Below are 25,080 nucleotides of genomic sequence, written 5' to 3'. Positions count from 1 at the left end.
TTGAACAGCATAGGTTCTTTACGGAAAACGGGATGTTTTTTGCGTGATGAAATTATTTTTTCTGCTGGTCTGGTTTGCAATTTGCGCCGAACAGGATGCGCGCCGCAAGGAAATTCTCAACGGGCTGACACTGGGCGCCGCAGCGCTGGCTGCCGGCTATCTGGCCGTTACCGGCCTGACCTGGCTGGGCTCGCCGCCGCTTGAAGGCGCCCTGGCGCTGGTGCTGGCCTTGGCCCTGACACTGCCCGGTTACACGCTGGGCAGGCTGGGCGCTGCAGACGTCAAGTTGATGACGGCATTGGCGCTTGCATCAAACACTGCCTATTTGTTATGCACGTTTATTGGCGCAGGCGTCGCGATGCTGGCATGGGCCTTGATAGGTAAAAGAGTCTGGCCTCTTATACACCAACAGGTTACGCAGCGTTATAAACACATGAATCCCGGGACGCCAGACAAATATCCTTTCTCACCGTTCTTATTGATCGGCCTGCTGCTGACAGTGTGTGTTATCCATTAGTCGAATGAAAATATAATGCTATGTACATAGTCGGAAAGTACGACTACGGTTGAGACATCGCGCTCGCGTAACGTCGCGTATGCAAACAGAACTTGATCATGTTTTGCTGAATGGATAAAGGTCCCGGCTTGCCGGCCTTAACAGCATGGAGTCGCATGTGAATAACTACCCGGTCCCAAAAATTCTGGTGGTCGATGACCAACCTTTGATCGTTGAAGAACTCGGCGAGTTTCTGGAAGGCTGCGGCTATGCGTGTGTGCGCTGTCATTCAAGCCTTGAAGCCATCGAGCACTTTGCCAACGACAGCGCCATCGGCATCGTGCTGTGCGATCTGGAAATGCCCGGCATGAATGGCATCGAAATGGTCGAAGCCATGAAGATGGCGGGCGGCAAGACGCATTTGTTCGAAGCCATCATGCTGACCGGACAAGCCGAGAAAAAGGATGTCATCAAGGCGCTGCGGGCCGGCATTGCCGATTACTACCAGAAGCCGGTCAATCTTGATGAGCTGCTGGAAGGCGTTCAGTCGCAGGTAGAAGCGCTGGCCGAGCGCCAGAAAAACCGCCAGCAATTGGGCCTGCTGAACGAGAAACTCCAGTTTCTGGCGGCGTCCATTGACGATCTTTATCAGAATCTGGACAGCGCTCAGAACACGCCGCAGGCCGGGCGCAAACCACGGCTCAATGCTGAAAATGACTCACAGATGCCGGTGGCGCTGGCCAAACTGTCACGTCGCCAGCTCGATGTGGCGCGGCTGGTCAGTACCGGGTTGACCAATTACCAGATTGCCTGCGAACTGGGCATTACAGAAAACACCGTAAAACTTTACGTGTCGCAGGTTCTGCGCCTGACCCATATGCATAACCGCACTCAACTGGCGCTGGCATTTTCACCCGGTAAAAGCGGGGAGCGGCAGCGGCTTATCGAAAGCCAGGGGTAAGACTGCTCAGGCCTCGATTTCTGCCAGCACGATGTGATAAGGCGCTTGCACCAGCGCCGAGTGCACCTGATTGCGCCCTGCATGCTTGGCGCGATACAGCGCGGTGTCGGCCTGGGAGGCAAGGCTCAGGCTGTCATCATCTGCACCGAGGCAAACCACGCCGGCACTGAAGGTGCAGAACAGGTCCGCAGGCTGCGCCGGGTAGTGAATCTCCGCAAAGCGGTGACGGATTTCATCGAGCACCTTGTGGGCGTTATGAATGTCGGTGTCGGGCATGACAATGGCGAACTCTTCACCGCCGTAACGACCGATGAAATCGGTTTTACGCAGTCGCTGCTTGAGGAACAGTGCCAGGCTCTTGATGACCCGATCCCCCATTGGATGGCCGTGACTGTCGTTGACCCGTTTGAAATGGTCGATATCGAGCATGGCAAAACACAGCGGCTTGCCTTCACGTCGCGAACGAAAACTGCAATCTTCCAGCAGTTGCAGGATGTGCGTGTGGTTGTAGAGCCCGGTCAGGCTGTCACGAACCATGCGCGACTTGAGGTTACGAGCCCTGGCGGCGCGATTGCGCACCGTGGTGATCAAGTGGCGCGGCTTGATCGGCTTGGTCAGGAAGTCATCGCCGCCTTCGCTCATGGCATCGAGCTGCTTGTCCTGGTCATCCTCGGCCGACAGGTAAATGATCGGCACACTAACGTAACGGTCGTTGTGGCGAATGACCTTGGCCAGCTCGGTGCCGGTACAGCCGGGCATGTACATGTCGAGAATGATCAGGTCCGGCTGAAAATCGGCGAGTTCGGACATCGCCTGAATCGGGTCAATGAGCACCCGCGTCACGATCCCGGCGGCATTGAGCACGCGTTCGGTGTGCATGGCCTGGGCACGGGAATCATCGATGATCAGCACTTTATAAGGCTCGTATTGCGCCACGCAGGTCAGCACTTCGATTTTTTCCAGCAGGCTCGATGCTTCCAGCGCGCCGGTCAGAAACTCCTCACCACCGGCGCGCACCGCTGCCAGCCGGGTCGGCGTGTCGGTTTCATGCACACTGAAAAACAACAGCGGCAGCTTTTGCTCCAACCCTTCCTGCGCCTGCGAGGCCAGCTCCAAGCCCATGCCAGGACCGCTGAAATCGACGTCCATGACAATAGCCGCCGGGTGCCGCTGCGCCATGGCACGCTGGAAATCGGCAACGCTGTGCAGTGAAAGGGCCGACAAACCGAAAAATTCCAGCTGCTTGGCCAGACGCTCGGCCCGCTCATGGTCCTGAAGCACCACGTAAACCGGCTTGCGCAGCGGCGGCAGCGACGTTTGCTCGAGCCGGTCGCCATGCCGCAGCCCGGTGCGCGACAGGCGCTGCATGAGGCGATTGAGTTCTGTGATGACGTGGCTGTTGAGCCGGCCGCGATTGGCGTCAACAGCGTCCAGTGACTGATTGATCTCGTGAGCCAGGGCCACATGCTCAGCTTGCTCGAAGCGCTCGGCAAAACGCATCAGACGCAGCGTGGCCTCTTTGAGCTCGGCCATGTCGGCAACCGACCACTCGGCTTTTTGCAGGCGTTGCCACGTCTCCAGAATCTGCCGAGCCTGATGAATGACCCTTTGGGCAAAGTGATGCTTGAGACGATCGCGGCTAGGATCTTCGAGCTCGGTCATATTCAGACTACTGTTGATTTACTGAGCGAAATGGCTGATGGCGCTATGCTAGCACCTCCCATACGACAGAAGAGCGCCGCAAGTCACTTATTTGACAACATTTTGATGGCGCATGGCCATTACTCAAAATTAATCGACTGATAGATAATAGCTATAAGCTTTTAGCTGCAAGCTAGAAGCGGTCGGCTTGAGGCTTGAAGCTTGAAGCTTGAAGCTTGAAGCTAACCGCTTGCAGCTTCCAGCTTATCGCTTGAAACTGCCCAGGAAGGTTGCGGTCGAACGCCGTGTAGCATTCAACTCAAGATCGAAAGGACCCTACCATGCTGGATTGGAAAAACCGCGCAGGCAGCGCGGGTGAGCGCACCGCTGACACCGCATCGGTCAAGCGCCGGGGTTACCTGGGTAACCTGTTCTATAGCCGCGCTCTGGGCGCCTTGATCTTGATTTACCTGCTGGTGGCGCTCGTTGTCGGCTGGTACTGGAGCAAAGAACCCGCACTGTTCCCGGTACAACAAAACGCTCAAGCCGCCGCAGAACGCGAAGGCAAGCAGATGGTGATCGGCTACACCACGGTCGAAACCCTGAAAACCGTGGCCGGCACTTTGCTCGACAAGCGTGGCGGCTACCTCTCCAACGACCGCATGCCGCCTGGCCTGTGGCTGGACAACATTCCGAGCTGGGAATACGGCGTGCTGGTTCAGGTGCGTGACCTGAGCCGTGCGCTGCGCAAGGACTTCGCCCGCTCGCAGTCGCAATCTGCCGAAGATGGCGATCTGGCGCGCGCCGAGCCGCTGTTCAACTTCAACAATCGCAGCTGGATCCTGCCCTCCAGTGAATCGCAGTATGCCGAGGGCATTAAATCTCTGAGCCGCTACCAGACACGACTGTCCGATCCGAACCAGAAAGGCGCACTGTTTTACGCCCGCGCCGACAACCTCAACAACTGGCTGGGTGATGTCGGAACGCGCCTGGGTTCACTGTCGCAGCGCCTCTCGGCCAGTGTCGGCAGGGTCAAGCTCAACAGCACGCTGAAAACCGAAGCCGCTGTTTCGGTCAAGCCTGGCGAAGTACCGCAGGTTGACGAGGAAATCGTTGAAACCCCGTGGCTGGAAGTGGACAACGTCTTCTATGAAGCGCGCGGTCAGGCCTGGGCGCTGTCGCACTTGCTGCGCGCCATCGAAGTGGATTTTGCCGATGTGCTGGCCAAAAAGAACGCGACAGTGAGTGTGCGTCAGATCATTCGTGAACTGGAGGCCTCTCAGGAGCCGCTGTGGAGCCCGATGATTCTCAACGGCAGCCCGTTCGGTGTGTTCGCCAACCACTCGCTGGTCATGGCCAACTACATCTCACGCGCCAATGCTGCGGTGATCGACCTTCGCCAGTTGCTGAATCAGGGCTGATGGCTATCTCCCCGAACGAGGCCGCGCACCGCGCCGCCTCCGACGCCGAGCACATTGCCTGGGTCGACGAGCAGGATTGTCTGCTCGGTTCACGGGTACGCGCCGATTTGCGTGAACGCGGGCTGATCGGCCGCGGCACCTATATTCTGCTGTTCAACAGTGCCGGGGACCTCTGTGTGCATCGGCGCACGCTGAGCAAGGCGATCTACCCAGGTTACTGGGATGTGGCGGCTGGCGGGATGGTTCAGGCGGAGGAAAGCTACGCCGAGTCTGCGGCCCGTGAGCTTGAAGAAGAGCTGGGCGTCAGTGGCGTGCCGTTGCAGGCGCACGAACAGTTTTTCTTCGATCAGCCCGGCAACCGCCTGTGGTGTGCAGTGTTTTCGGCTGTGTGGGACGGGCCGCTGAAACTGCAACCTGAGGAGGTACTGGAAGCGCGCTTCATGCCCATCGACGAAGTGCTGCATCAGGCAGAACACACGCCCTACTGCCCGGACTCGCTGGCTGCGCTGAAACGCTACCTGAATCAGTCTGTTTCTGTTTAGCGATGAAAGTGTTCGGTAAAGCGACTGTTCAGTAAATTGGCGCATCGAGCCTCTTAGCATTCGGGCTGTTTGCCGTTACACTGCGCGACCTTTTTCAAACTGGACCGGCCCTGCCCTTCCAGTAGCGCTGCCCCTGCCAGAGTGGGGCTTCGCGGTCGATGGCTCGTGTGAGCCCGACCCATCTTCAGTCCTCAACAAGAGGATGTTCCGTGGCTAAAAAAGCCGCTTCCCTCGCCGCCCTGGGTGGCCTGGTGTTTTCAACCGACGCAGGGCGCCACTGCCCCGATTGTCGTCAGCCTGTTGCCGAATGCACCTGCAAACAGACTGCCATCCCTGAAGGCGACGGCGTTGCTCGGGTACGTCGCGAAAGCAAAGGCCGTGGCGGCAAGACAGTCACCACCATCAGCGGCGTGCCGCTGGCCGAAGAGCCGCTCAAAGAGCTGGCCAAGGCCCTCAAGCAACGCTGTGGCACCGGCGGATCGCTCAAGGACGGTGTGATCGAGATCCAGGGCGATCATGTCGAACTGCTGATCGCAGAACTCGTCAAGAAAGGCTTCAAGGCCAAAAAGTCCGGCGGCTGAACCCGCGACTCAAATCGTCATTTCAACTCATTACACTGCGCCCAGCCGGCTACTGGCTGGCGCTATGACTTCTTTATAGGGGACCTCGATGTCCGTACGACGCACACGCAAAGACGATGGCAGCCAATGGACAGTTGCGGACAGCCGCAGCGTTTATGGCATTCGCCATTGGGGCGCGGGTTATTTTGCAATCAACGAGGCGGGCTGCGTTGAAGTTCGCCCCAACGGGCCGGACAGCTCGCCCATCGATCTCTATGAGCAAGTCGACAACCTGCGCAAAAGCGGCCTGTCGCTGCCGTTGCTGGTGCGCTTCCCCGATATTCTGCAGGACCGCGTGCGTCAACTGACCGGCGCATTCGACAGCAACATCGCGCGCCTGGAATACCAGAGCCAATACACCGCGCTGTACCCGATCAAGGTCAACCAGCAGGAAGCGGTGGTGGAAAACATCATCGCCACGCAAAACGTCTCGATTGGTCTGGAAGCCGGCTCCAAGCCTGAGCTGATGGCCGTGCTGGCCCTGGCGCCCAAAGGCGGCACCATCGTCTGCAACGGTTACAAGGACCGCGAGTTCATCCGGCTCGCTCTGATGGGCCAGAAGCTGGGCCACAACGTGTTCATCGTCATCGAGAAAGAATCCGAAGTCGAACTGGTCATCGAAGAAGCCGCCGAGCTTAAAGTCGCCCCTCAGGTTGGCCTGCGCGTGCGCCTGTCGTCCCTTGCCTCGAGCAAGTGGGCAGACACGGGCGGCGAGAAATCCAAGTTCGGTCTGTCTGCCGCGCAATTGCTCTCGGTGGTCGAGCGCTTCCGCAAGGCAGGCCTCGATCAGGGCATCCGCCTGCTGCACTTTCACATGGGCTCGCAGATCGCCAACCTGGCGGACTACCAGCACGGCTTCAAGGAAGCGATCCGCTACTACGGCGAACTGCGCAAACTCGGCTTGCCGGTGGACTACATCGACGTCGGTGGCGGTCTGGGCGTCGATTACGACGGCACTCACTCGCGCAATGCCAGCTCGATCAACTACGACATGGACGATTACGCCGGTGTCGTGGTCGGCATGCTCAAGGAGTTCTGCGACGCGCAGAGCCTGCCGCATCCGCACATTTTCTCGGAAAGCGGCCGCTCGCTGACCGCCCACCACGCCATGCTGGTGGTGCAGGTGACCGACGTCGAGAAGCATAACGACGAAGTGCCGAAGATTGCCGACAAGGAAAGCCTGCCGGAGACCGTGCAGTGGCTGGTTGACCTGCTGGGGCCGACCGACATCGAGATGGTCACCGAAACCTACTGGCGCGCCACGCACTACATGAGCGACATCGCCACTCAGTACGCCGATGGCAAGATCAGCCTGGCCGAGAAGGCGCTGGGCGAACAATGCTACTTCGCTGTCTGCCGCCGTTTGTACAATTCGCTGAAAGCCCGTCAACGCTCGCATCGTCAGGTGCTGGACGAGCTCAATGACAAGCTGGCCGACAAGTACATCTGCAACTTCTCGGTGTTCCAGAGCCTGCCGGACACCTGGGCAATCGGCCAGGTGTTGCCGATCCTGCCGCTCCACCGCCTCGACGAAGAGCCGGTACGCCGCGCCGTGCTGCAAGACCTGACCTGCGATTCCGACGGCAAGATCAAGCAATACGTCGACGAGCAGAGCATCGAGACCAGCATGCCGGTGCATTCGCTGAACGAAGGCGAAGACTATCTGCTGGGCATCTTTCTGGTGGGCGCTTATCAGGAAATTCTGGGCGACATGCACAATCTGTTCGGTGACACCGACTCGGTGAACATCTACCAGAACCCGGACGGCAGCGTGTACCACGCCGGTATCGAGACCCACGACACCATCGAAGACATGCTGCGCTACGTGCATTTGTCGCCGGAAGAACTGATGACCCATTATCGGGACAAGGTCGCCAGCGCCAAGATCACCCCACGCGAACGCACCTACTTCCTCGACGCCCTGCGCCTGGGCCTGACCCGCTCGTCGTACTTGTCGTCCTGAGGGCACGAAAGACGGGGGTGAAACCACATTTACCCTCGTCGTTATACACAAGTCCGCTTTTGATTCTGGCCGAAGGCCGTGGGAGCGACCGGGGCGGCGATCCGCATTGTTCGCGAAAGGGCAGGCATAATCGCCGAAAATACATCGTTTGAAATACAGTCTTCGCGAACGATGCGGATCGCCGTCGCGATCGCTCCAACGCCCTGTAAGTAGAAGCTGAGAGCCACGTTTTCCTGGCTCGTCAGGACTTATGTATAACGATGAGCGCTTCAGCAGCACCTCAACAACGCAGCCGATGCCTCAGGTGATCCACCTGCCCGCAAACAACGTAGCGGTACCTGTGCGGCACTGGGGCGCAAAGCGATGGTCTCATGCATGTCCCAATCCACTGCCTGAGGCTTGTATATGATTCGAGCGATTTTCCTGACGCTGATCACCGGTGCTGTGCTGGCAGTGTTGTCCGGCTGCTCGCCGCTGAAAGTGCTGAACTCGCTGAATCCGAGCGGTCCTGTCGAGCATGTCAACGGGCTGGCCTATGGGCCTTATCCACGCAACAAACTGGACATTTACATGCCACGGTCGAAAACCGCCAACTCACCGGTTGTGGTGTTTTTCTATGGAGGCAGTTGGAGAAGGGGCTCTAAAACTGATTACGCCTTCGTAGGGGAAGCCTTGGCCGCGCGCGGCATGGTGGTGGTCATCGCCGACTACAGACTCTATCCACAGGTGCGCTACCCGGACTTTCTGGATGACTCGGCCAAAGCGCTGGCCTGGGCCTACAAAAACGCAAAAACCTACGGTGGCGATCCCGATCGACTGTACGTGATGGGGCACAGTGCGGGCGCCTACAACGCTGCAATGCTGGCGCTTGACCCACGCTGGCTGGCTCGTGAGGGACTTGCACCTTCCATCCTCAGCGGCTGGATCGGTCTGGCCGGGCCTTACGACTTCCTGCCCATTGAGGAAGAAGAAGTGAAGCCGGTGTTCTTCTTCCCGAACTCGCCACCCGAGTCGCAACCCATCAACTACGTCAGTGCCGGCGCCCCGCCTGCGCTGCTGATGGCGTCTAATACCGATACGCTGGTCAATCCCAGGCGCAATACCGGCGGGCTGGCGCAGAAGCTGCGCGCGGCGAATGTGCCGGCGCGTGACCTGTACTTCTCACGCACCAACCACGGCACTCTGGTCGGCGCGTTTGCCAAGTTGCTCAGCAGTCTGGCTCCGGTGGTTGACGAGGTGGACATGTTCGTCAAACACACCCCAGGTGCGCAGCGTAAAACAAAGGGTTTGGGCTCAACGCCTCAGTGAACGAACCAGCCGTCCCTGCGCGCCAGACGCCAGGCGATGGCCCCCAGACTCAAGCCGCGCAGCAAGGTGAACGCCAGAAACGTCAGCCATAGCGCGTGGTTGCCGTGGCTGGACGCCAGCCAGGCGACCGGCGCGATGCCCGCCGCGCTGACCAGCATCGCGTTGCGCATCTCCCGGGCCCGCGTGGCACCGATAAACAGCCCGTCCAGCAGATAACTCCAGACGGCCAGCAAGGGCATCAGCGCCAGATACGGCAGGTAAGTCATGGCGGTGGCGCGCACTTCGGGGATGTCCGTCTGGAAGCTGACAAAGGCGTGCCCGCCGACCAGAAACAATAACGCAAACCCCACGCTTGCGATCAGTGACCAGCCCCCCGCCACCACCAGCGAACGCCGCAAGGTGTCCCGGTCACGCGCGCCAATGGCGTGGCCGCACAGCGCTTCAACCGCATGCGCCAGGCCGTCGAGCGCGTGAGCCGTCAGCAGCAGGCCGTTGAGCAGCAGCGCGTTGGCGGCAACCGTTGCGTCACCCAGACGAGCGCCTTGCACGGTGATCAGAAACATCACCGATTGCAGCGCAAGCGTGCGCAGAAAGATGTCGCGATTGACCGCCAGCAACGGCCGCCAGTTGTTCCACAGTTTCAGCGCCGACCAGACAATCTGGCCGGGCCAGGCGCGCAGGGTCTTGCGGGCCAGCAGCAGACCGAGCACCACACCGGCCCACTCCGCCAGCACCGACGCACGCGCCGCCCCCACCACGCCCCAGTCCAGGCCCATCACGAACCATAGGTTGAGCGCGATATTGACCAGATTGGTGACGAGTAGAATGGCCAGCGGCGCTCTGGCGTTCTGCGTGCCGAGAAACCAGCCGACCAGCGCATAGCTGGCCAAGGCTGCGGGCAGACCGAACAGTCGGGTGTGGAAGAAATCCAGCGTCATCTGTTGCAGATCGGCGGACGGCTGCATCATCGCCAGCGCCAGGTGACTGAACGGTAAAGCGATCACGCCCAGCAACAACGCCAGCCCGGCGGCCAGCAGCAAACCTTGCAGCAGTATCCGGCGCAACGCCGCGCTGTCATTGCGTCCGGCTGCCTGCGCAGCAAAGCCGGTGGTGCCCATGCGCAAAAAGCCCATTGCCCAGGCAAGAAAGGTGTACAGCGTCGAGCCTACGGCGACGGCACCCAACTGATGGGCATGCGGCAAGTGGCCTATCACCGCACTGTCGACCAACGCCACCAAGGGCACGGATATATTCGACAGAATCATCGGCGCCGCCAGCGCCCAGACACGACGATGGGTTGAGCGATGACGCCAGTCGTTGAGCAACGTGGACATGAGAACTCCCGGGAAGGCGGGCATTGTAGCCATAGCGAGGGCTATGTTGCGTGAATGATGGTCGCCGGATCCTGAGAACACCTAACTTGCACGCTGGAGCGTAAGGAACGATAACCTCAACTATCGTGCGACGCTCCTCACCCCGAATGTGCCCAGGCACACACTTGTCAATCTGACAGTAATACTTGTCATCACGAGTGTTATATAGTCGCGCTCTCTCAACCGTTGCCGATGAGTGCACCTATGTTAAACAAAGGATTGTTTCTGGCTTGCGCGCTCGCGCTGCTGAGCGCCTGTGATTCGTCTACCCCGGATAAACCAGCGCCCGCCACGGCACCCACCACCCAGGCAACGGTTGCCGATACCAAGCCCAGGCCCGCAGTCGACCTCGCCGCGCTGAGCAAGCGTTATGTAGGCCGTGAACTGACGGTCATCGATGTGTCGGAAATTCAGGTAGACGGCGCAAGCACGCTGTCGGTGAGTTTTTCTGTGCCGCTGGACCCGGAGCAGAAGTTTGCTGAAAAACTGCATCTGGTGGACAGCAAGAACGGCAAGGTCGATGGCGCCTGGGAGCTGTCGGACAACCTCATGGAGTTGCGCCTGCGCCATCTGGAGCCGCAGCGCAAACTGGTGCTGACGGTCGATGCCGGGCTGCTGGCGGTCAACAAGGCCAAGCTCGCGGCCGAATACATCAGCCGCCTGGAAACCCGCGACCTGCAACCCACTGTCGGCTTCGCCAGTCGTGGCAGCCTGCTGCCGACGCGTCTGGCCGAGGGCTTGCCGGTCATCGCCTTGAACGTCGACAAGGTCGATGTCGAATTCTTCCGGGTCAAACCCGACGCGATGCCGAACTTCCTCGCCCAGTGGGACGGCGCATCCAGCCTGTCCAGCTACAGCTCCGAAGAACTGCTGCCTATGGCCGATCTGGTCTACGGCGGCCGCTTCGACCTCAAGCCTGCGCGCAACACCCGCGAAACCGTGCTGCTGCCGATTGCCGGCATCAAGGCGCTGCAACAACCGGGCGTTTACCTCGCGGTCATGCGCGCATCCGGCACTTACAGCTACTCGCAACCGGCCACCCTGCTCACCCTCAGCGACATCGGCCTGTCGGTGCACCGTTACAGCAATCGTCTGGATGTCTTCACCCAGGCACTCGAGGGCGGCAAGGCTCTGGGCGACGTAAGCGTGGATGTGTACGACGACAACGGCAAGGTCGTCGCGCAAGGCAAAACCGACAGCGACGGCCACGCCCAACTGCCGTTGCCCGCCAAGGCTGCAGTGGTGCTGGCGCACAAAGACGAACAGACCAGCATGCTGCGCCTGAATAGCTCGGCGCTGGATCTGGCCGAGTTCGACATTTCCGGCCCGCAGGCGCACCCGCTGCAATTCTTCATTTTCGGCCCGCGCGACCTGTACCGTCCCGGCGAAACCGTGCTGCTCAACGGTCTGCTGCGTGACAGCGACGGCAAAAACGTCAAACCACAACCGATCACCGTCGAAGTGCGCCGCCCCGACGATCAGGTCAGCCGCAAGTTTGTCTGGGAAGCCGATAGCAGTGGCTTCTACCAGTATCAATTGCAACTTGCCGAAGAAGCCCCGACCGGGCGCTGGCAACTGGTGTTCGACCTGGGCGACGGCAAGCCTCAGCTTTACGAGTTCAAGGTTGAAGACTTCCTGCCTGAGCGTCTGGCTCTGGAACTCAAAGGCAGCGACGCGCCTGTCGCGCCTGCTGACAACCCCGAGTTCGACATCACCGGCCGCTACCTGTATGGCGCGCCTGCGTCGGGCAACACCCTGACCGGTCAGGTGTATGTGCGTCCATTGCGCGAAGCGGTGGCCAAACTGCCGGGCTATCAGTTCGGCTCGATCACCGAAGAAGACCTCAAGCATGACCTGGAGGTTGAACCCGTCACCCTCGATGCCGAAGGCCACTCGACGCTCTCCGTGCAAACCCGGTGGGCAGAGGCCAAATCCCCGCTGCAACTGATTCTGCAAGCCAGCCTGCAAGAGTCTGGCGGGCGGCCGATTACCCGCCGTCTGGTGCAACCGATCTGGCCCGCCGAGCACCTGCCCGGCGTACGCGCACTGTTTGGCAGCAGCTCCGGTGGCGAAGACTACGACGAGGAAGCCAGCAAGGGCGAAGCCCAGACCAACGGTGACGGCCCGGCCGAGTTTGAAATCGTGATGGCCGATGCCGCTGGCAACAAGCTGGCCGCGGATAACGTCAAGGTCAGGCTGATCCGTGAGCGTCGCGACTACTACTGGAACTACTCGGCCGATGACGGCTGGAGCTACCACTTCAACGAGAAATTCCTCAACCTGAACGAGGAAACCCTCAGCATCACCAAGGACTCCACGGCCAAAATCAGTTTCCCGGTCGAATGGGGCCCATACCGTGTCGAGGTGGAAGATCCTTCCACCGGCATGATCAGCAGCCTGCGTTTCTGGGCCGGTTATCGCTGGCAGGACAACACCGACGGCGGCGCGGTCAGGCCGGATCAGGTCAAGCTGGCGCTGGACAAACCGGCCTACAACGATGGCGACACCGCCAAAGTCACAGTGACCCCTCCGGCCGCTGGCAAAGGCTACCTGCTGATCGAGTCCAGCGAAGGTCCGCTGTGGTGGAAGGAAATCGACGTGCCTGCCGAAGGCAAGTCGTACGAAATCCCGCTCGACAAGCAATGGGCGCGTCACGACCTGTACGTTACCGCGCTGGTGATACGCCCCGGCGAACGCAAGGCCAATGTCACGCCCAAGCGCGCCGTGGGTGTGCTGCACCTGCCGCTGGACCGTGCACAACGCAAGCTGGCGCTGACCGTCACCGCGCCGGAAAAAATGCGCCCCAAACAGCCGCTTACTCTCAAGGTTGTCGCCAAAAACGCCGATGGCAGCGTGCCCGAACAAGTGCAAGTGCTGGTGTCGGCGGTGGACGTAGGCATTCTCAACATCACCCGCTACGCCACGCCCGACCCGTTTGCCAGTCTGTTCGGGCGCAAGCAATACGGCGCTGACCAACTGGATATCTATGGCCAGTTGATCGAAGCCGGCCAGGGTCGCCTGGCGAGCATGGCGTTCGGTGGTGATGCGCTGGCCAAGGGCGGCAAACGCCCGGACACCAGCGTCACCATCGTTGCGCTGCAAAGCGCTCCGGTAACGCTCAATGAAGCCGGTGAAGGTGAGGTCAGCGTCGATATTCCTGACTTCAACGGCGAACTGCGCGTCATGGCTCAGGCCTGGACCGACGACCGCTATGGCATGGCCGAGGCGAAAACCGTGGTGGCTGCGCCGATCATCGCCGAGCTGTCGACGCCGCGCTTCCTGGCCGGTGGCGACCAGACCAGTATCGCGCTGGACGTCTCCAACCTGTCGGGCACAGCACAGAAGCTGGACGTGAAAATCAGCGCCGAAGGCCAGTTGAGCATTCCCGGCGGCGATCAGAGCAAGCCCTTGCAACTCAAGCAAGGCCAGCGCGTCACCCTGAAAGTGCCGGTGTTGGCGCAAGGTGGCCTGGGCCAAGGCAAGATCAAGGTGCTGGTGGAAGGCCTGGAGCTGCCAGGTGAAAACCTGCCCGCCTTCACCCGCGAATGGACCGTTGGCGTGCGCCCCGCCTACCCGGCGATGCTCAAGCATTACCGTGCCACCCTCAACGACCAGACCTGGAGCCTGCCGGACGGCGCACTTGAGGCCTTCGAGCCTGCCGGTCGCCAAGCGCTACTGTCGCTGTCGAGCCGTCCGCCGCTGAACCTCGGCGAACAGATTCGGGCACTGAAAGCCTATCCATACGGTTGTCTGGAACAGACCGCCAGCGGCCTGTATCCATCGCTGTATGCCGATGCCGCAACCCTCAAGCGTCTTGGCCTGACCGGCGAGCCGGATGCCGAACGCAAGCGCAAGGTCGAGATCGGCATCGAGCGCCTGCTGGGCATGCAGCGTTACAACGGCAGCTTTGGCCTGTGGGGCTCGGACAGCGACGAAGAGTACTGGCTGACCGCCTACGTCACCGACTTCCTGCTGCGCGCCCGCGATCAGGGCTTTGCCGTACCTGCGGACTCGCTGAAGAAGGCTAATGAACGTCTGCTGCGCTACTTGCAGGACGCGGGGCAGATTCAGGTCAATTACAGCCAGAACGCCGAGCACACCCGCTTTGCCGTGCAGGCTTACGCCGGGCTGGTGCTGTCACGCAGTCAACAGGCACCGCTTGCGGCATTGCGCAGCCTGTTCGACCGCCGCAGCGATGCGCGCTCGGGCCTGCCGCTGGTGCAACTGGCCGTGGCGCTGGAGAAGATGGGCGACAAACCGCGCGCTGATCTGGCCCTTACCGCAGGCCTGGCCGTCGGGCGCAAGAACGAATGGCTGGCCGACTACGGCAGTTCGCTGCGTGATCAGGCGCTGATTCTGGCATTGCTGGAAGAGAACGACATCGCCAAGGACAAGCGCGACGAGCGGCTGTTTGCCTTGGCCGATGAAGTCGCGGCCAGCCGTTACCTGTCCACTCAGGAAAGCAATTCGCTGTTCCTCGCCGGTCGCAACCTGCTGGGCAAACCGGAGAAGGACTGGACCGCCAGCATTGCCAGCGGCACCGAAACCCGCGAGCTGAGCAACAAACAGCCAGGCCTCAAGCTGGACGGTGCACTGCTGGGTTCACCGCTTACGGTTCACAATCAGGGCAGCGAGCCGCTCTACCAACAGCTGACGGTTTCGGGTTACCCGACCCAGGCACCTGCGGCGGGCGGTGAGAACCTGAGCATTCGTCGCGAATACCTGAGCCTGAGCGGCGCGCCGCTGAACGTCGGCGCGCTGAAAACCGGGCAACTGGTACTGGTGCACCTGGAGATCGGTGCCAAGCAGCGTGTGCCCGATGCCTTGGTGGTGGACTTGCTGCCGGCAGGCCTGGAACTTGAAAACCAGAACCTGGCGCAAAGCTCGGCCAGCCTTGAAGACGCCAGCGAAGAGGTGAAAACCATCCGTGAGTCGATGGAAAACGCCGGGATCAAGCATCAGGAATATCGCGGTGATCGTTACGTGGCGGCGCTGGATATCGACGGCAACCGCAGCGTGCACCTGCTCTATCTGGCGCGTGCAGTCACACCGGGTACATACCGCGTGCCGCCGCCACAGGTGGAATCCATGTACCGCCCGAACTGGCAGGCTCTGGGTGATGCACCCGCACAGATGGTGGTAAAGGGCAAATGATCGCTGACTGACTGCCTGGTTGGTTGGCTGGCTGGCTGAAATGCGTACCTGTGGGAGCGACCGGGGCGGCGATCCGCATTGTTCGCGAAGGGGCCGGTACATCCGCTGAAGATGTATCGTCAGGAATAAAGCCTTCGCGAACAAGCGAAGCGTCGCCCGGTTCGCTCCCGCAGGTGGAGACGGAGTTAGCGCATCAATGAATAATCCAGCTCAGCAACCAGAGACCCAGCGCCAGCCAGATGATCCCGAGGATGATCGAGGCGCGCATGAATGCCCGGACGGCTGAATAGAGCAACATCAGGCCGATGATCAGTGCGACGATGCTGATCAGTGAAGTGTCCATGCCCAGTGTGCGGGACAAACCATCGACAAAATTCCCCCCAGCATGGGTAAAACCGTTGAACAACCACGCCAGACCGTCGACGAAGAAGCGAATCACCGCGCCGATGGCCTGCCCGAGCCATTCAAAAAAGCCTTCTACCTGCATATGTACGTCCTGATTGGGGTCGTTAAGAAAATGATCTGCCCGCTTTGGCCGTCGCCAGGCGTGTCAGGTTCCGTGGATCATAAAGGCTCTTTGCGTTGAAACCTGAATTTCTTCTGCGCCTCGTGCAAAAACTCAAATGGCTGGCAGGTGGTGTTTTGCTGCTGATTGCCCTGCTCTGGCTGGCTGATCGCCTCTGGCCGTTGCCGCTGCCCAAGGACGATCTGGCGCGTGTCGTGCTGGCCGAAGACGGCACGCCGTTATGGCGCTTTGCCGATGCCAACGGTGTGTGGCGCTACCCGGTCACTAACCAGCAGGTTTCGCCCTACTACCTTGAAGCGCTGCTGACCTACGAGGATCGCTGGTTCTACAGCCACCCTGGCGTGAACCCGCTGGCGCTGGTGCGCGCCAGTTGGCAGAACCTCAGGGGTGCTCGCGTGGTGTCGGGCGGCAGTACGCTGTCGATGCAGGTTGCGCGGCTGCTCGACCCGCACTCGCGAACCCTGCCCGGCAAGTTTCGCCAACTGTGGCGCACGTTGCAGCTGGAATGGCACCTGTCCAAGGATGAAATTCTCAGCCTGTACCTCAATCGCGCGCCGTTTGGCGGCACGCTGCAAGGGGTGGCGGCCGCCAGTTGGGCGTATCTGGGCAAATCCCCACAGAACCTGACCCGCGCCGAAGCAGCCTTGCTGGCCGTGCTGCCGCAGGCGCCGAGCCGTCTGCGCCCCGACCGTCATCCGCAACGTGCACAGTTGGCCCGCGACAAGGTTCTCAGGCGTCTGGCCGAGTTTCAGGTGTGGCCGCAAGGCAGCGTCGACGAGGCGCTGGAAGAGCCGTTATGGCTGGCGCCGCGCCAGGAACCGAGCCTGGCGCCACTGCTGGCACGACGCCTGAACCGACCGAACAGCCCGCCACTGATCCGCACCACGCTGGATGCCCCACTGCAACGGCGCATGGAAGATTTGCTGATGGGCTGGCGGGCACGGCTGCCGGAGCGCACCTCGGCAGCGATTCTGGTAGTCGAGGCAGAGAACATGGCGGTGCGCGCCTACGTGGGCTCGGTGGATATCGGCGACGCCAAGCGTTTCGGCCATGTGGACATGGTGACCGCACTGCGCTCGCCGGGCTCGACGCTCAAACCGTTCCTCTACGGCATGGCAATGGACGCCGGGTTGATCCACTCCGAATCACTGATGCAGGACGTGCCGCGCCGCTATGGCGACTACCGGCCAGGCAACTTTTCGACCGGGTTCGGCGGGCCGGTGGCTGCCAGTTCTGCGCTGTCGATGTCCCTCAACCTGCCTGCCGTGCAGTTGCTGGAGGTCTACGGCCCGAAACGCTTCGCCGCAGAACTGCGTAATGGCGGTGTACCGCTGACCCTGCCGCCGCTGGCCGAGCCCAATCTGGCCCTGATTCTGGGCGGGGCCGGCAGTCGGCTGGAAGACCTGGTCGCTGGCTACAGCGCCTTCGCCCGTGGCGGGCGGAGTGCCGACGTCAGGTTGCAGCCGCAGGACCGCCTGCGTGAGCGGCGGATGATGTCGCCGGGGGCTGCGTGGATTATCCGACGGATTCTCAGCGGCCAGTCGCGCCCGGACATTGATCCGCGTGCAGAGCTGGTGCAGCGTCCGCAACTGGCCTGGAAGACCGGCACCAGCTATGGCTTTCGCGATGCCTGGGCAATTGGCGTCGGGCCGCGCTTTCTGGTCGGCGTGTGGATCGGCAGGCCGGACGGTACGCCGGTGCCGGGCCAATTCGGCCTGGCCTCGGCTGCGCCGCTGATGCTGCAGGTACACGATGTACTGGTCAATCGCGACAGCCAGCGCGGCATCGCTGCGCCAGTGCAAGCGGTGCCGTTGAACGTTGGCGTGGCTGCGATCTGCTGGCCGCTGGGGCAACCGATGAGCAAGAGCGATCCGAACTGCCGTCGCCAGCGCTTCGCCTGGACGCTGGACGACACCACGCCGCCGACCCTGCAAGCCGCCGATCAACCGCTTGGGCTGGGTTTACAGGAACGTATCTGGGTCAATGACAAGGGCTTGCGTGTCAGTGCCAGTTGTTCGGATGCCCAACCGCGAGACATCGCGCTGTGGCCTGCGCCGCTGGAGCCCTGGCTGCCCAGGGCCGAAAGACGCGAAGCGCGCCTGCCACCCGCCGACCCGGACTGCCCGCCACAGAACCTCTCCCTGGCACCGCCGCTGAGTATTGTCGGCGTGCGCGAAGGCGACAACCTGCGCCTGCCCGCTGGCAGCCGTCAGGCTCTGCGCTTGAAACTCTCGGCTCTGGGCGGCAGTGGTCGGCGCTGGTGGTTCATCGACGGCGCGCCAATGGCAGACACCGACGCCCGACACGACTTCACCCCGACCCTGAACAAACCAGGCCGCTACCAACTGAGCGTCCTGGACGAAAGCGGCCAGACCGCGAGGGTAGAATTCAGCGTGGTGGAGTGACGGTGATAGCGCGGCGGCCGGTTGTGCTGCCTGTTCCCGGCAGATCGCGGACAAGCGAAGCGTCGCACGGTCCGCTCCTGCAGAAACCGAGAGATCACCTGCCGTCACTGAACCTGAAAGATTTTCGGTTCGGGGAACAGGTTGTTGAGGGTTTCAATCAGGCGCACGTGGTAGATGGGTTTGCGGAACAGGTCGAGCACGTGCAGGCGCAGCATGTCGCTGACGTCGTCCATGTCGGCATGGCCAGAGGTGACGATCACCGGCAGGTGCTGACGCGAGGTGTGTTCGCGCAGGTGGCGGATCAGCTGGATGCCGCTCTCCTCCGGCATCCGCAGATCGGTAATCACCAAGGCGATATCCGGGTGGGCAGTCAACTGATGCAGAGCCATTTTGACTGAGGACGCCGTGAAGCAGCAGAACCCCTCGCCTTCGAGCAGTTCCGCAAGCTCCTCGTTTGCGTCCTCTTCGTCATCAACCAACAGCAGTTGTTGGCGGGTGGGATGCACAGCCATGTTGATATCTCGATAGTGGACTCAGGGGCACCATCATAAACTACGGAGCGGCGGTGCCACCCAATGCCGTGATAATTTCGTTGAATCTTGCTTTGATTGCAGTGCCCATTGGCGTCACCATTGCAAACAGCACCAGTGCAACCATCGCGACAATGACGGCGTACTCAATGGCAGAAGCGGCCTCTTTGTCTTTCAGGAAAGACTGAATACGAGTGTAGACGCTAATGTATAGCTGGGTAAGGAACATCTGATTTCTCCTTGCGCCTTCAAGGCGCCAATAAACCGTTTCGCGCATGTATCCCCTGCAATACCAGCATTGCCCTCAAACAGAAAACCCACAATCTCAATAAAGCATTAACCGGAAAGTGATAGGCCCGGCTCCTCCCCGGTTTAACTCGGCCAAACGCTATGTCATTCACACAAAAAGCTTTTTATACCAAAGCACAATGGCGTTTTGGGTGCCATCAGCTACCGTCAGATAATGGACGGAAATGTCCTCCGCCGTTACGGTGTTGCGAAGTTGCCGCACCGGTTTGAGTTGTCCTGCGATGACAAAGGGAAAGTTGCCATGAGCAGTCGCATTACCTTGGTGCTCGCGGTCCTGTTTCTGCTGGGCGCGTTGATTGCCGGATATCTGGGAATCGCCGTCAGCAAACCGGCTGAGGTACCGGCAGTTGTCAATACGTCAGCACCGCCTGTCGCCATCGAGCAACCCGCTCAAACACCCGTGACCCCGCCCGTCGAAGAAGCATTGCGCCACAACGTTGTGGTTCTGGCCCGAGACATCCCGGCGTACACCCCCATCACGGCCGAAGACCTGGCCATTGAACGGCTCAAGATTGCACCCCCCGGAAGTTTCGAGCGCATCGACAGCCTTGTCGGCCGCAGCAGCTGGCGGACGCTGACCGCCGGAACCTGGCCCAGCGAAAGCAGCTTTGAAGCCGGAGGAACGCTGGCACGGATGATCCGCCCATATGAACGGGCGCTGGCGTTGCAGGTGGATGAAGTGACTGGCGCATCCGGGCAACTCAGTCCCGGCGACTACGTGGACGTGCTGCTTTACCTGCCTGAAGACGCGAGCAACCCCAGCCGCTCCAGCCAGGTGGTGGTGCCCGCCCTGCGAATTCTCGGGGTTGGAGGGCTGCTCGGCCCTGATCACGATGGCAAACCTGTGCAGAACATCAGCGCCGACGAACGCTTCAAACAGGAACAACAGCGGATCAACGCCCGAACCGTGACAGTCGCGGTGCCGGAAGCATTGCTGGCGCGGCTGATGCTGGCGTCGCAAACCGGCATATTGCGCCTGGCAGTGCGCAGCGCCGAAGAAAGCAACCTGCAGGATTACTGGGCAAGCGAAACCGGCAGCCGCGATGCCGCCGAGCGGCTGGATTCAGCCAATCGCCAACTGGTCAGCTTTCGGCAACTGAGCCTGAACCCGACCAGTGCGGCAACGCCGGGCACCGCAACGCGCGCACAGCGCGCTGTCGAGGTGATACGCGGTAACCAGATCACGCAACAAACTCCCTGATTGAGCAAGGATTGCATTTGATGAGCTGTTGTTCCGTGCCCGCTATAAAACCCGGGCTGCTGGTTTTACTTTTCACCGCCTTGTCTGCGTCGTCAGCCTGGGCTGCGTCCGGCAGTTGTGCGGGACTGGCCGCGATGCCCGCCGCCATGGAAATCGATCAGGGCATTCAACAGAATGTCCGCTCTTCGGTGGCCATTACTCGCATCGCCGTGGGCGACCCGAAAATCGCCGATGTGCACGTCAACGGCAGCGACGGCTTTCTGCTGACCGGCGTGGCTCAGGGCACGACCAGCCTGATGGTCTGGACCACCTGCGCCAGCGCCCCGCGCCAGAGCATGGTGTTCGTGCGCGGCCGGGCTACGGCGTCGATGGTCGAACGTGCAAACGCGCCTTCTGCCGAGGCCCACGAGGCGCAGCTGCCCAGCCAGGTGCAGACCGACATCCGCTTCGTCGAAGTCAGCCGCACCAGGCTCAAGGAAGCCAGCATCTCGATCTTTGGCAAAGGCTCGAACAACTTTCTGTTTGGCGCGCCTGGCACGGTGCCCGGCGTCACCGTCACGCCGGGCACCGTGAGTGGCACCCTGCCGAGCATCCCGTTGAACAACGGCAATTTCAATATCGTCTGGGGCGGTGGCAGCAGCAAGGTGCTGGGCATGTTGAATGCGATGGAAAACAGCGGCTACGCCTACACGCTGGCACGCCCCAGCCTGGTCGCACTCAACGGGCAAAGCGCCAGCTTTCTGGCCGGTGGCGAGTTCCCGGTGCCGGTGCCCAATGGCGAAGGCAACGGCATCTCCATCGAGTACAAGGAGTTCGGCGTACGTCTGACCCTGACGCCAACGATAGTGGGACGTGACCGGATCCTGCTCAAGGTGGCACCGGAGGTCAGCGAACTGGACTTCTCAGCCGGTATTACCATCGCCGGCACAACGGTGCCGGCACTCAACATCCGTCGCACCGACACCAGCATTGCGCTGGCCGACGGAGAAAGCTTCGTGGTCAGCGGGCTGATCAGCTCCAGCAACGTCGGCGCTGTGGACAAGTTTCCTGGCCTGGGCGACATACCGATTCTCGGTGCGTTTTTTCGCAGTTCGCAAATTCAGCGCAATGAACGCGAACTGCTGATGATCGTCACCCCGCACCTGGTCCAGCCCCTGGCCGTCAACGCCCAACTGCCGTCGCTGCCGGGAGAAGGGCTGCGCAATTACGATCCAAGCTTCCCGCGCCTGCTCTTTATGGAGAGAGGCAACTTCGACCGCAGCAACGGGTTATCGCAATGAGCCAGAGCCTGAGCCAGACGTTCCTGGCAATTACCCGCAACACTACCGATCTGGAATGGCTGCAGAGTGCCCTCGGCTCATTGGGCCAGGTGGTCAGCGCAGGCACCGGCAGCCTCGACGACCTGCTGGCGTTGGTGGATGTGACATTTGCCAGCGTGGTGTTCGTCGGGCTGGACCGTGAGCATTTGATGACCCAGAGCGCCCTGATCGAGAGTGCGCTGGAGGCCAAACCGATGCTGGCCATCGTTGCGCTCGGCGACGGCATGGATAACCAGTTGGTGCTCAACGCCATGCGTGCCGGAGCCCGGGATTTCGTCGCCTACGGCTCTCGCTCCAGCGAGGTCGCCGGCCTGGTCAGACGCCTTAGCAAGCGCCTGCCCGCCGTGACGCCCAACCCGAACATGAGCGGGCTGTCGGTGCTGTATGGCGCGCAAAACGATGGCGACGGCGCCTTGATCGCGACCCATCTGGCACTGGTGGTGCACAAGACCGGGCAACGCACACTGCTGCTGGACCTGGGCCTGCCACGCGGCGATAGCCTGTTGATGCTCGGCCTTGAATCCTCGTTCAGCTTCGGCGATGCCCTGCGCCACTTGCGAAGGCTCGATGCAACGTTGATCGACAGCGCATTCACCACCAGCGAAAGCGGCCTGCGCATTCTGGCCTACACCGAAGCCGACGATCATCTGGAGCAGTCCAGCGCAGCCGAGCTGTACATGCTGCTCAGCGCGCTGCGTCAGCACTTTCAGCATGTGATAGTGAACCTGGTGGGGCAGCCGGACAGTGAAGCACTGCGTTCGCTGGTCAGCCATTGTGATCAGTTGCTGTGGTACACCGACCAGAGCGTGCTGGGGTGCCGGCGCAACCTGACCGTGCTCAGCAATTGGCGCGAGAAAGGCATGAAAATGCAGCACGCCGGCCTGTTGCTCGACCGCTATCTGCGCTCGGTGGCGCCCAATTCGGAAACCCTGGGCAAGACCTTCGGCCTGCCGGTGCTCTCGGTGCTGCCGCTCGCTGCGGAGTTGCGCCTCAATGCCAAGAATCAGGGCGTGACGCTGTTTGAACTGGCATCGCGTGACGCGCTGTGTTCCGGGCTGCGGCGTCTTGGCGAACACCTGGCGCGGCACTCCGAAACGCATGAAAAATCCGATCAAGGCTGGCTCGCCCGGCTGTGGGGGAACAGGTAATGCCGGAAAAACTGTTTGGCATCTCATCGCGCGGCAGCGGGCAGGCCGATGATGGCCAGGGCCTGAAACTGGTGCTGCACCGTTACATCATTGATGGCATCGAAGAGAGCGGCAAAAACCTGCTGGAAGGCTCACGACCGGCTCTGGCGCAATTTGTCATCGATAAAGTGGCTGAGTACGTCGCTCGCCTGCGACTGGCCATCTCGCGTTACGAAATGGAGCGGCTGGCCGAAGAACTGGTTGATGAGCTGACCGGGTTCGGGCCATTGGAAGTGCTGTTGCGCGACAGTTCGGTCACGGAAATTCTGGTCAACGGGCCGAGCAAAGTGTTTGTCGAGCGCGATGGCGTGCTGCATCACACCGACCTGCGTTTTATCGATTCGCATCACGTCGAGCGCGTGATGCAGCGCATTCTCGCCCCGATGGGTCGGCGCCTGGACGAGTCTTCGCCGATGGTCGATGCGCGCTTGCCCGACGGCAGCCGGGTCAATGCGATCATTCCGCCGATTGCGCTGGACGGCCCGTGCCTGTCGATCCGGAAGTTTCGCAAGGACATGCTCAAGAGCGCCGATCTGGTGGCCATGCAGACCATCGACCAACCCATCTTCGAGTTCTTTCAGGAGGCGGTGGGCAAACGCTGCAACGTGCTGGTCAGCGGAGGCACCGGCACAGGCAAGACCACCATGCTCAACGTGCTGAGCCAGTTGATCGACAACAATCAGCGCCTGGTCACCATCGAAGACGTGGCCGAACTACAACTCAGCCACCCGCATGTGGTGCGCCTGGAAACCCGCCCGCCGAATGCCGAAGGGCATGGCGAGGTGCGCGCCAGCGACCTGATCCGCAACTCGCTGCGGATGCGCCCGGACCGCATCATCCTCGGCGAGATCCGTGGCGTCGAGGTACTGGACGTTTTGACGGCCATGAACACCGGCCACGATGGCTCGATGAGCACGGTGCACGCCAACAACGCGCAGGACGCCTTGCTGCGCCTGGAAACCCTGGTCGGCCTGACTGGACGGTTGATCCCGGAAAAAACCCTGCGGCAAATGATCTGCGCAGCGCTGGACGTGATCATCCAGTTGGCCCGTCTGCCGGACGGCCGGCGCTGTGTCAGCGAAGTGGTAGAGGTGGTCGGCATACGCGATGACATCTACGTCACCAACACCTTGTTCCGCCTGGATCGCCGCACCGGGGTCGGCTTCATGCGCGAGGCCGCGCACGCCGCCGGTGACAAGCTGCGGCCCGGTTACTGACCCGGTCAAGGAGGCGGCATGCATGCATCCGTGGTGCTTGGCCTGATTTCAGTCGTGTTGCTGATGGCGTCCGTTCGCATGTTCTATCTGGCGCTCAATCAGGGTGCCAGCGAGCGGGTCAGGCAGCGCCTGACTGCCGGGCACGTGCAGCCGGCTGCGGCCGAAAAGGCCGGATGGTCGTACCTGGACCGGGCCTTTCTGCGCGCCGGGCTGGGCAAGGCGACCGAACGCACAGGCCTGGCGTTGACGCTCTATGCGCTATTGATCGTGCTGGGTTACTGGCTGGGCGGCGGGCTTGGCGCGGTCAGCATGCTGCTGGCCGTCCCATTGGTGGTGCGGGTATTTGTTTCATGGCGCTATGAAAGACGCGTTCGCCGCATGATCCAGCAATTGCCACAGTTGCTCGATCACACCGTGCGCAGCCTCAAGTCCGGCAGAACCCTGGCCGATGCGGTGCTGCACGGTATCGAGGCGACGGACCAGCCACTCAAGGACGGCATGAGCCGCATCGAACTCAATGTGCAACTGGGCGTCAGCCTGCCGGATGCCGTCAGGGATTTTGCCGAGTTGTACGAGCGCGACGAGTTTCACCTGTTTGCCCTGGGCTTGCGGGTCAACCATCGATATGGCGGCAACGCCAGCGAACTGATGGAGAACCTGATCAAGCTGATTCGTGACAGAGAGCAGGCCGGTCGCCAATTGCGCGCCATGACCGGTGAAACCCGCATGACGGCTATCGTCCTGGGGCTACTGCCGGTGAGCATGGCCGGTTACTTCCTGGCGGTGAACCCCGATTACCTGCTGCAAATGTGGAGCGATGACAGCGGGCGAGTCATGTTGAGCATGGCGTTTGGCCTGCAAATGCTGGGCTGCCTGATGCTGTGGCGCATGTTGAGGAGCATCTGAA

General features: G+C 61.1%; 19 protein-coding genes. 14 read left to right on the top strand and 5 right to left on the bottom strand.

Annotation, left to right across the window (positions count from 1 at the left end):
* Positions 1-46: 46 nt before the first annotated feature.
* Positions 47-517 (top strand): A24 family peptidase, encoded by a 471-nt coding sequence (locus QRN38_RS20050; protein WP_005763215.1) that lies wholly within the window; start codon positions 47-49, stop codon positions 515-517.
* Positions 518-674: 157 nt separating this feature from the next.
* On the top strand, positions 675-1,457 hold the full coding sequence (locus tag QRN38_RS20045; RefSeq protein WP_005763213.1) for a response regulator transcription factor: 783 nt from the start codon (positions 675-677) through the stop codon (positions 1,455-1,457).
* Between the two features lie 6 nt (positions 1,458-1,463).
* Here QRN38_RS20045 and QRN38_RS20040 read toward each other — a convergent pair whose 3' ends face one another.
* On the bottom strand, positions 1,464-3,119 hold the full coding sequence (locus QRN38_RS20040) for a response regulator (RefSeq protein WP_005763211.1): 1,656 nt from the start codon (positions 3,117-3,119) through the stop codon (positions 1,464-1,466).
* Positions 3,120-3,439: 320 nt separating this feature from the next.
* Between QRN38_RS20040 and QRN38_RS20035 the strand changes: the two genes are divergently transcribed.
* The 5 genes from QRN38_RS20035 to QRN38_RS20015 all read left to right on the top strand — a co-directional run bounded on the left by QRN38_RS20035 (position 3,440) and on the right by QRN38_RS20015 (position 8,952).
* Complete coding sequence (locus QRN38_RS20035; protein WP_057416773.1) at positions 3,440-4,519, top strand: DUF2333 family protein; 1,080 nt, start codon at positions 3,440-3,442, stop codon at positions 4,517-4,519.
* Complete coding sequence (locus tag QRN38_RS20030; protein ID WP_005763206.1) at positions 4,519-5,061, top strand: NUDIX hydrolase; 543 nt, start codon at positions 4,519-4,521, stop codon at positions 5,059-5,061. The genes QRN38_RS20035 and QRN38_RS20030 overlap by 1 nt, the downstream gene beginning before the upstream one ends.
* A 209-nt stretch (positions 5,062-5,270) precedes the next feature.
* Positions 5,271-5,642: a translation initiation factor Sui1 gene (locus QRN38_RS20025; protein ID WP_005763204.1), complete on the top strand. Its 372-nt coding sequence runs from the start codon at positions 5,271-5,273 to the stop codon at positions 5,640-5,642.
* Positions 5,643-5,730: 88 nt separating this feature from the next.
* Positions 5,731-7,644 (top strand): arginine decarboxylase, encoded by a 1,914-nt coding sequence (speA, locus tag QRN38_RS20020; protein WP_057417860.1) that lies wholly within the window; start codon positions 5,731-5,733, stop codon positions 7,642-7,644.
* A gap of 405 nt (positions 7,645-8,049) precedes the next feature.
* On the top strand, positions 8,050-8,952 hold the full coding sequence (locus tag QRN38_RS20015) for an alpha/beta hydrolase (protein WP_024667078.1): 903 nt from the start codon (positions 8,050-8,052) through the stop codon (positions 8,950-8,952).
* Here QRN38_RS20015 and QRN38_RS20010 read toward each other — a convergent pair.
* A complete protein-coding gene (locus QRN38_RS20010) occupies positions 8,946-10,286 on the bottom strand; it encodes an MATE family efflux transporter (RefSeq protein WP_024667077.1) in 1,341 nt (446 codons plus the stop codon). The genes QRN38_RS20015 and QRN38_RS20010 overlap by 7 nt on opposite strands.
* Positions 10,287-10,529: 243 nt before the next feature.
* On the opposite strand from QRN38_RS20010, the gene QRN38_RS20005 reads away from it, so the two are divergent.
* Positions 10,530-15,479, top strand: coding sequence for an alpha-2-macroglobulin family protein (locus QRN38_RS20005; RefSeq protein ID WP_057417861.1), 4,950 nt, complete (start codon positions 10,530-10,532; stop codon positions 15,477-15,479).
* 193 nt (positions 15,480-15,672) lie between these two features.
* Here the strand turns inward: QRN38_RS20005 and QRN38_RS20000 are convergent, their stop codons facing one another.
* Positions 15,673-15,966 (bottom strand): hypothetical protein, encoded by a 294-nt coding sequence (locus QRN38_RS20000; protein ID WP_002555356.1) that lies wholly within the window; start codon positions 15,964-15,966, stop codon positions 15,673-15,675.
* Between the two features lie 95 nt (positions 15,967-16,061).
* Between QRN38_RS20000 and pbpC the strand changes: the two genes are divergently transcribed.
* Positions 16,062-18,410 (top strand): peptidoglycan glycosyltransferase PbpC, encoded by a 2,349-nt coding sequence (gene pbpC / locus QRN38_RS19995; RefSeq protein ID WP_057417862.1) that lies wholly within the window; start codon positions 16,062-16,064, stop codon positions 18,408-18,410.
* Positions 18,411-18,514: 104 nt separating this feature from the next.
* Here pbpC and QRN38_RS19990 read toward each other — a convergent pair whose 3' ends face one another.
* Together QRN38_RS19990 and QRN38_RS19985 are read right to left on the bottom strand one after the other, a co-directional pair.
* Complete coding sequence (locus QRN38_RS19990; RefSeq protein WP_005763193.1) at positions 18,515-18,922, bottom strand: response regulator; 408 nt, start codon at positions 18,920-18,922, stop codon at positions 18,515-18,517.
* Between the two features lie 40 nt (positions 18,923-18,962).
* Complete coding sequence (locus tag QRN38_RS19985; RefSeq protein ID WP_024667831.1) at positions 18,963-19,169, bottom strand: Flp family type IVb pilin; 207 nt, start codon at positions 19,167-19,169, stop codon at positions 18,963-18,965.
* Positions 19,170-19,490: 321 nt separating this feature from the next.
* On the opposite strand from QRN38_RS19985, the gene cpaB reads away from it, so the two are divergent.
* Genes cpaB through QRN38_RS19960 form a run of 5 tightly spaced genes read left to right on the top strand, consistent with a single transcriptional unit; the run spans position 19,491 to position 25,079 of the window.
* On the top strand, positions 19,491-20,450 hold the full coding sequence (gene cpaB, locus QRN38_RS19980; protein ID WP_235814566.1) for a Flp pilus assembly protein CpaB: 960 nt from the start codon (positions 19,491-19,493) through the stop codon (positions 20,448-20,450).
* 20 nt (positions 20,451-20,470) lie between these two features.
* Entirely contained in the window at positions 20,471-21,730 is a 1,260-nt protein-coding gene (locus QRN38_RS19975; protein ID WP_005763186.1) for a type II and III secretion system protein family protein, read from the top strand.
* A complete protein-coding gene (locus tag QRN38_RS19970) occupies positions 21,727-22,917 on the top strand; it encodes a CpaE/TadZ family protein (RefSeq protein ID WP_007244656.1) in 1,191 nt (396 codons plus the stop codon). Before QRN38_RS19975 ends, QRN38_RS19970 begins: the two co-directional genes overlap by 4 nt.
* Positions 22,917-24,173, top strand: coding sequence for a TadA family conjugal transfer-associated ATPase (locus QRN38_RS19965; RefSeq protein ID WP_005763182.1), 1,257 nt, complete (start codon positions 22,917-22,919; stop codon positions 24,171-24,173). Before QRN38_RS19970 ends, QRN38_RS19965 begins: the two co-directional genes overlap by 1 nt.
* Positions 24,174-24,191: 18 nt before the next feature.
* Entirely contained in the window at positions 24,192-25,079 is an 888-nt protein-coding gene (locus QRN38_RS19960) for a type II secretion system F family protein (protein WP_057417864.1), read from the top strand.
* Position 25,080: the final 1 nt, after the last annotated feature.

Origin of the sequence: Pseudomonas sp. CFBP2511 (assembly GCF_030209255.1) — a bacterium.
Lineage (GTDB): Bacteria > Pseudomonadota > Gammaproteobacteria > Pseudomonadales > Pseudomonadaceae > Aquipseudomonas > Aquipseudomonas avellanae.
The sequence above is the reverse complement of the archived record's forward strand: the minus strand, read 5'-3'. Positions and strand labels throughout refer to the sequence as shown.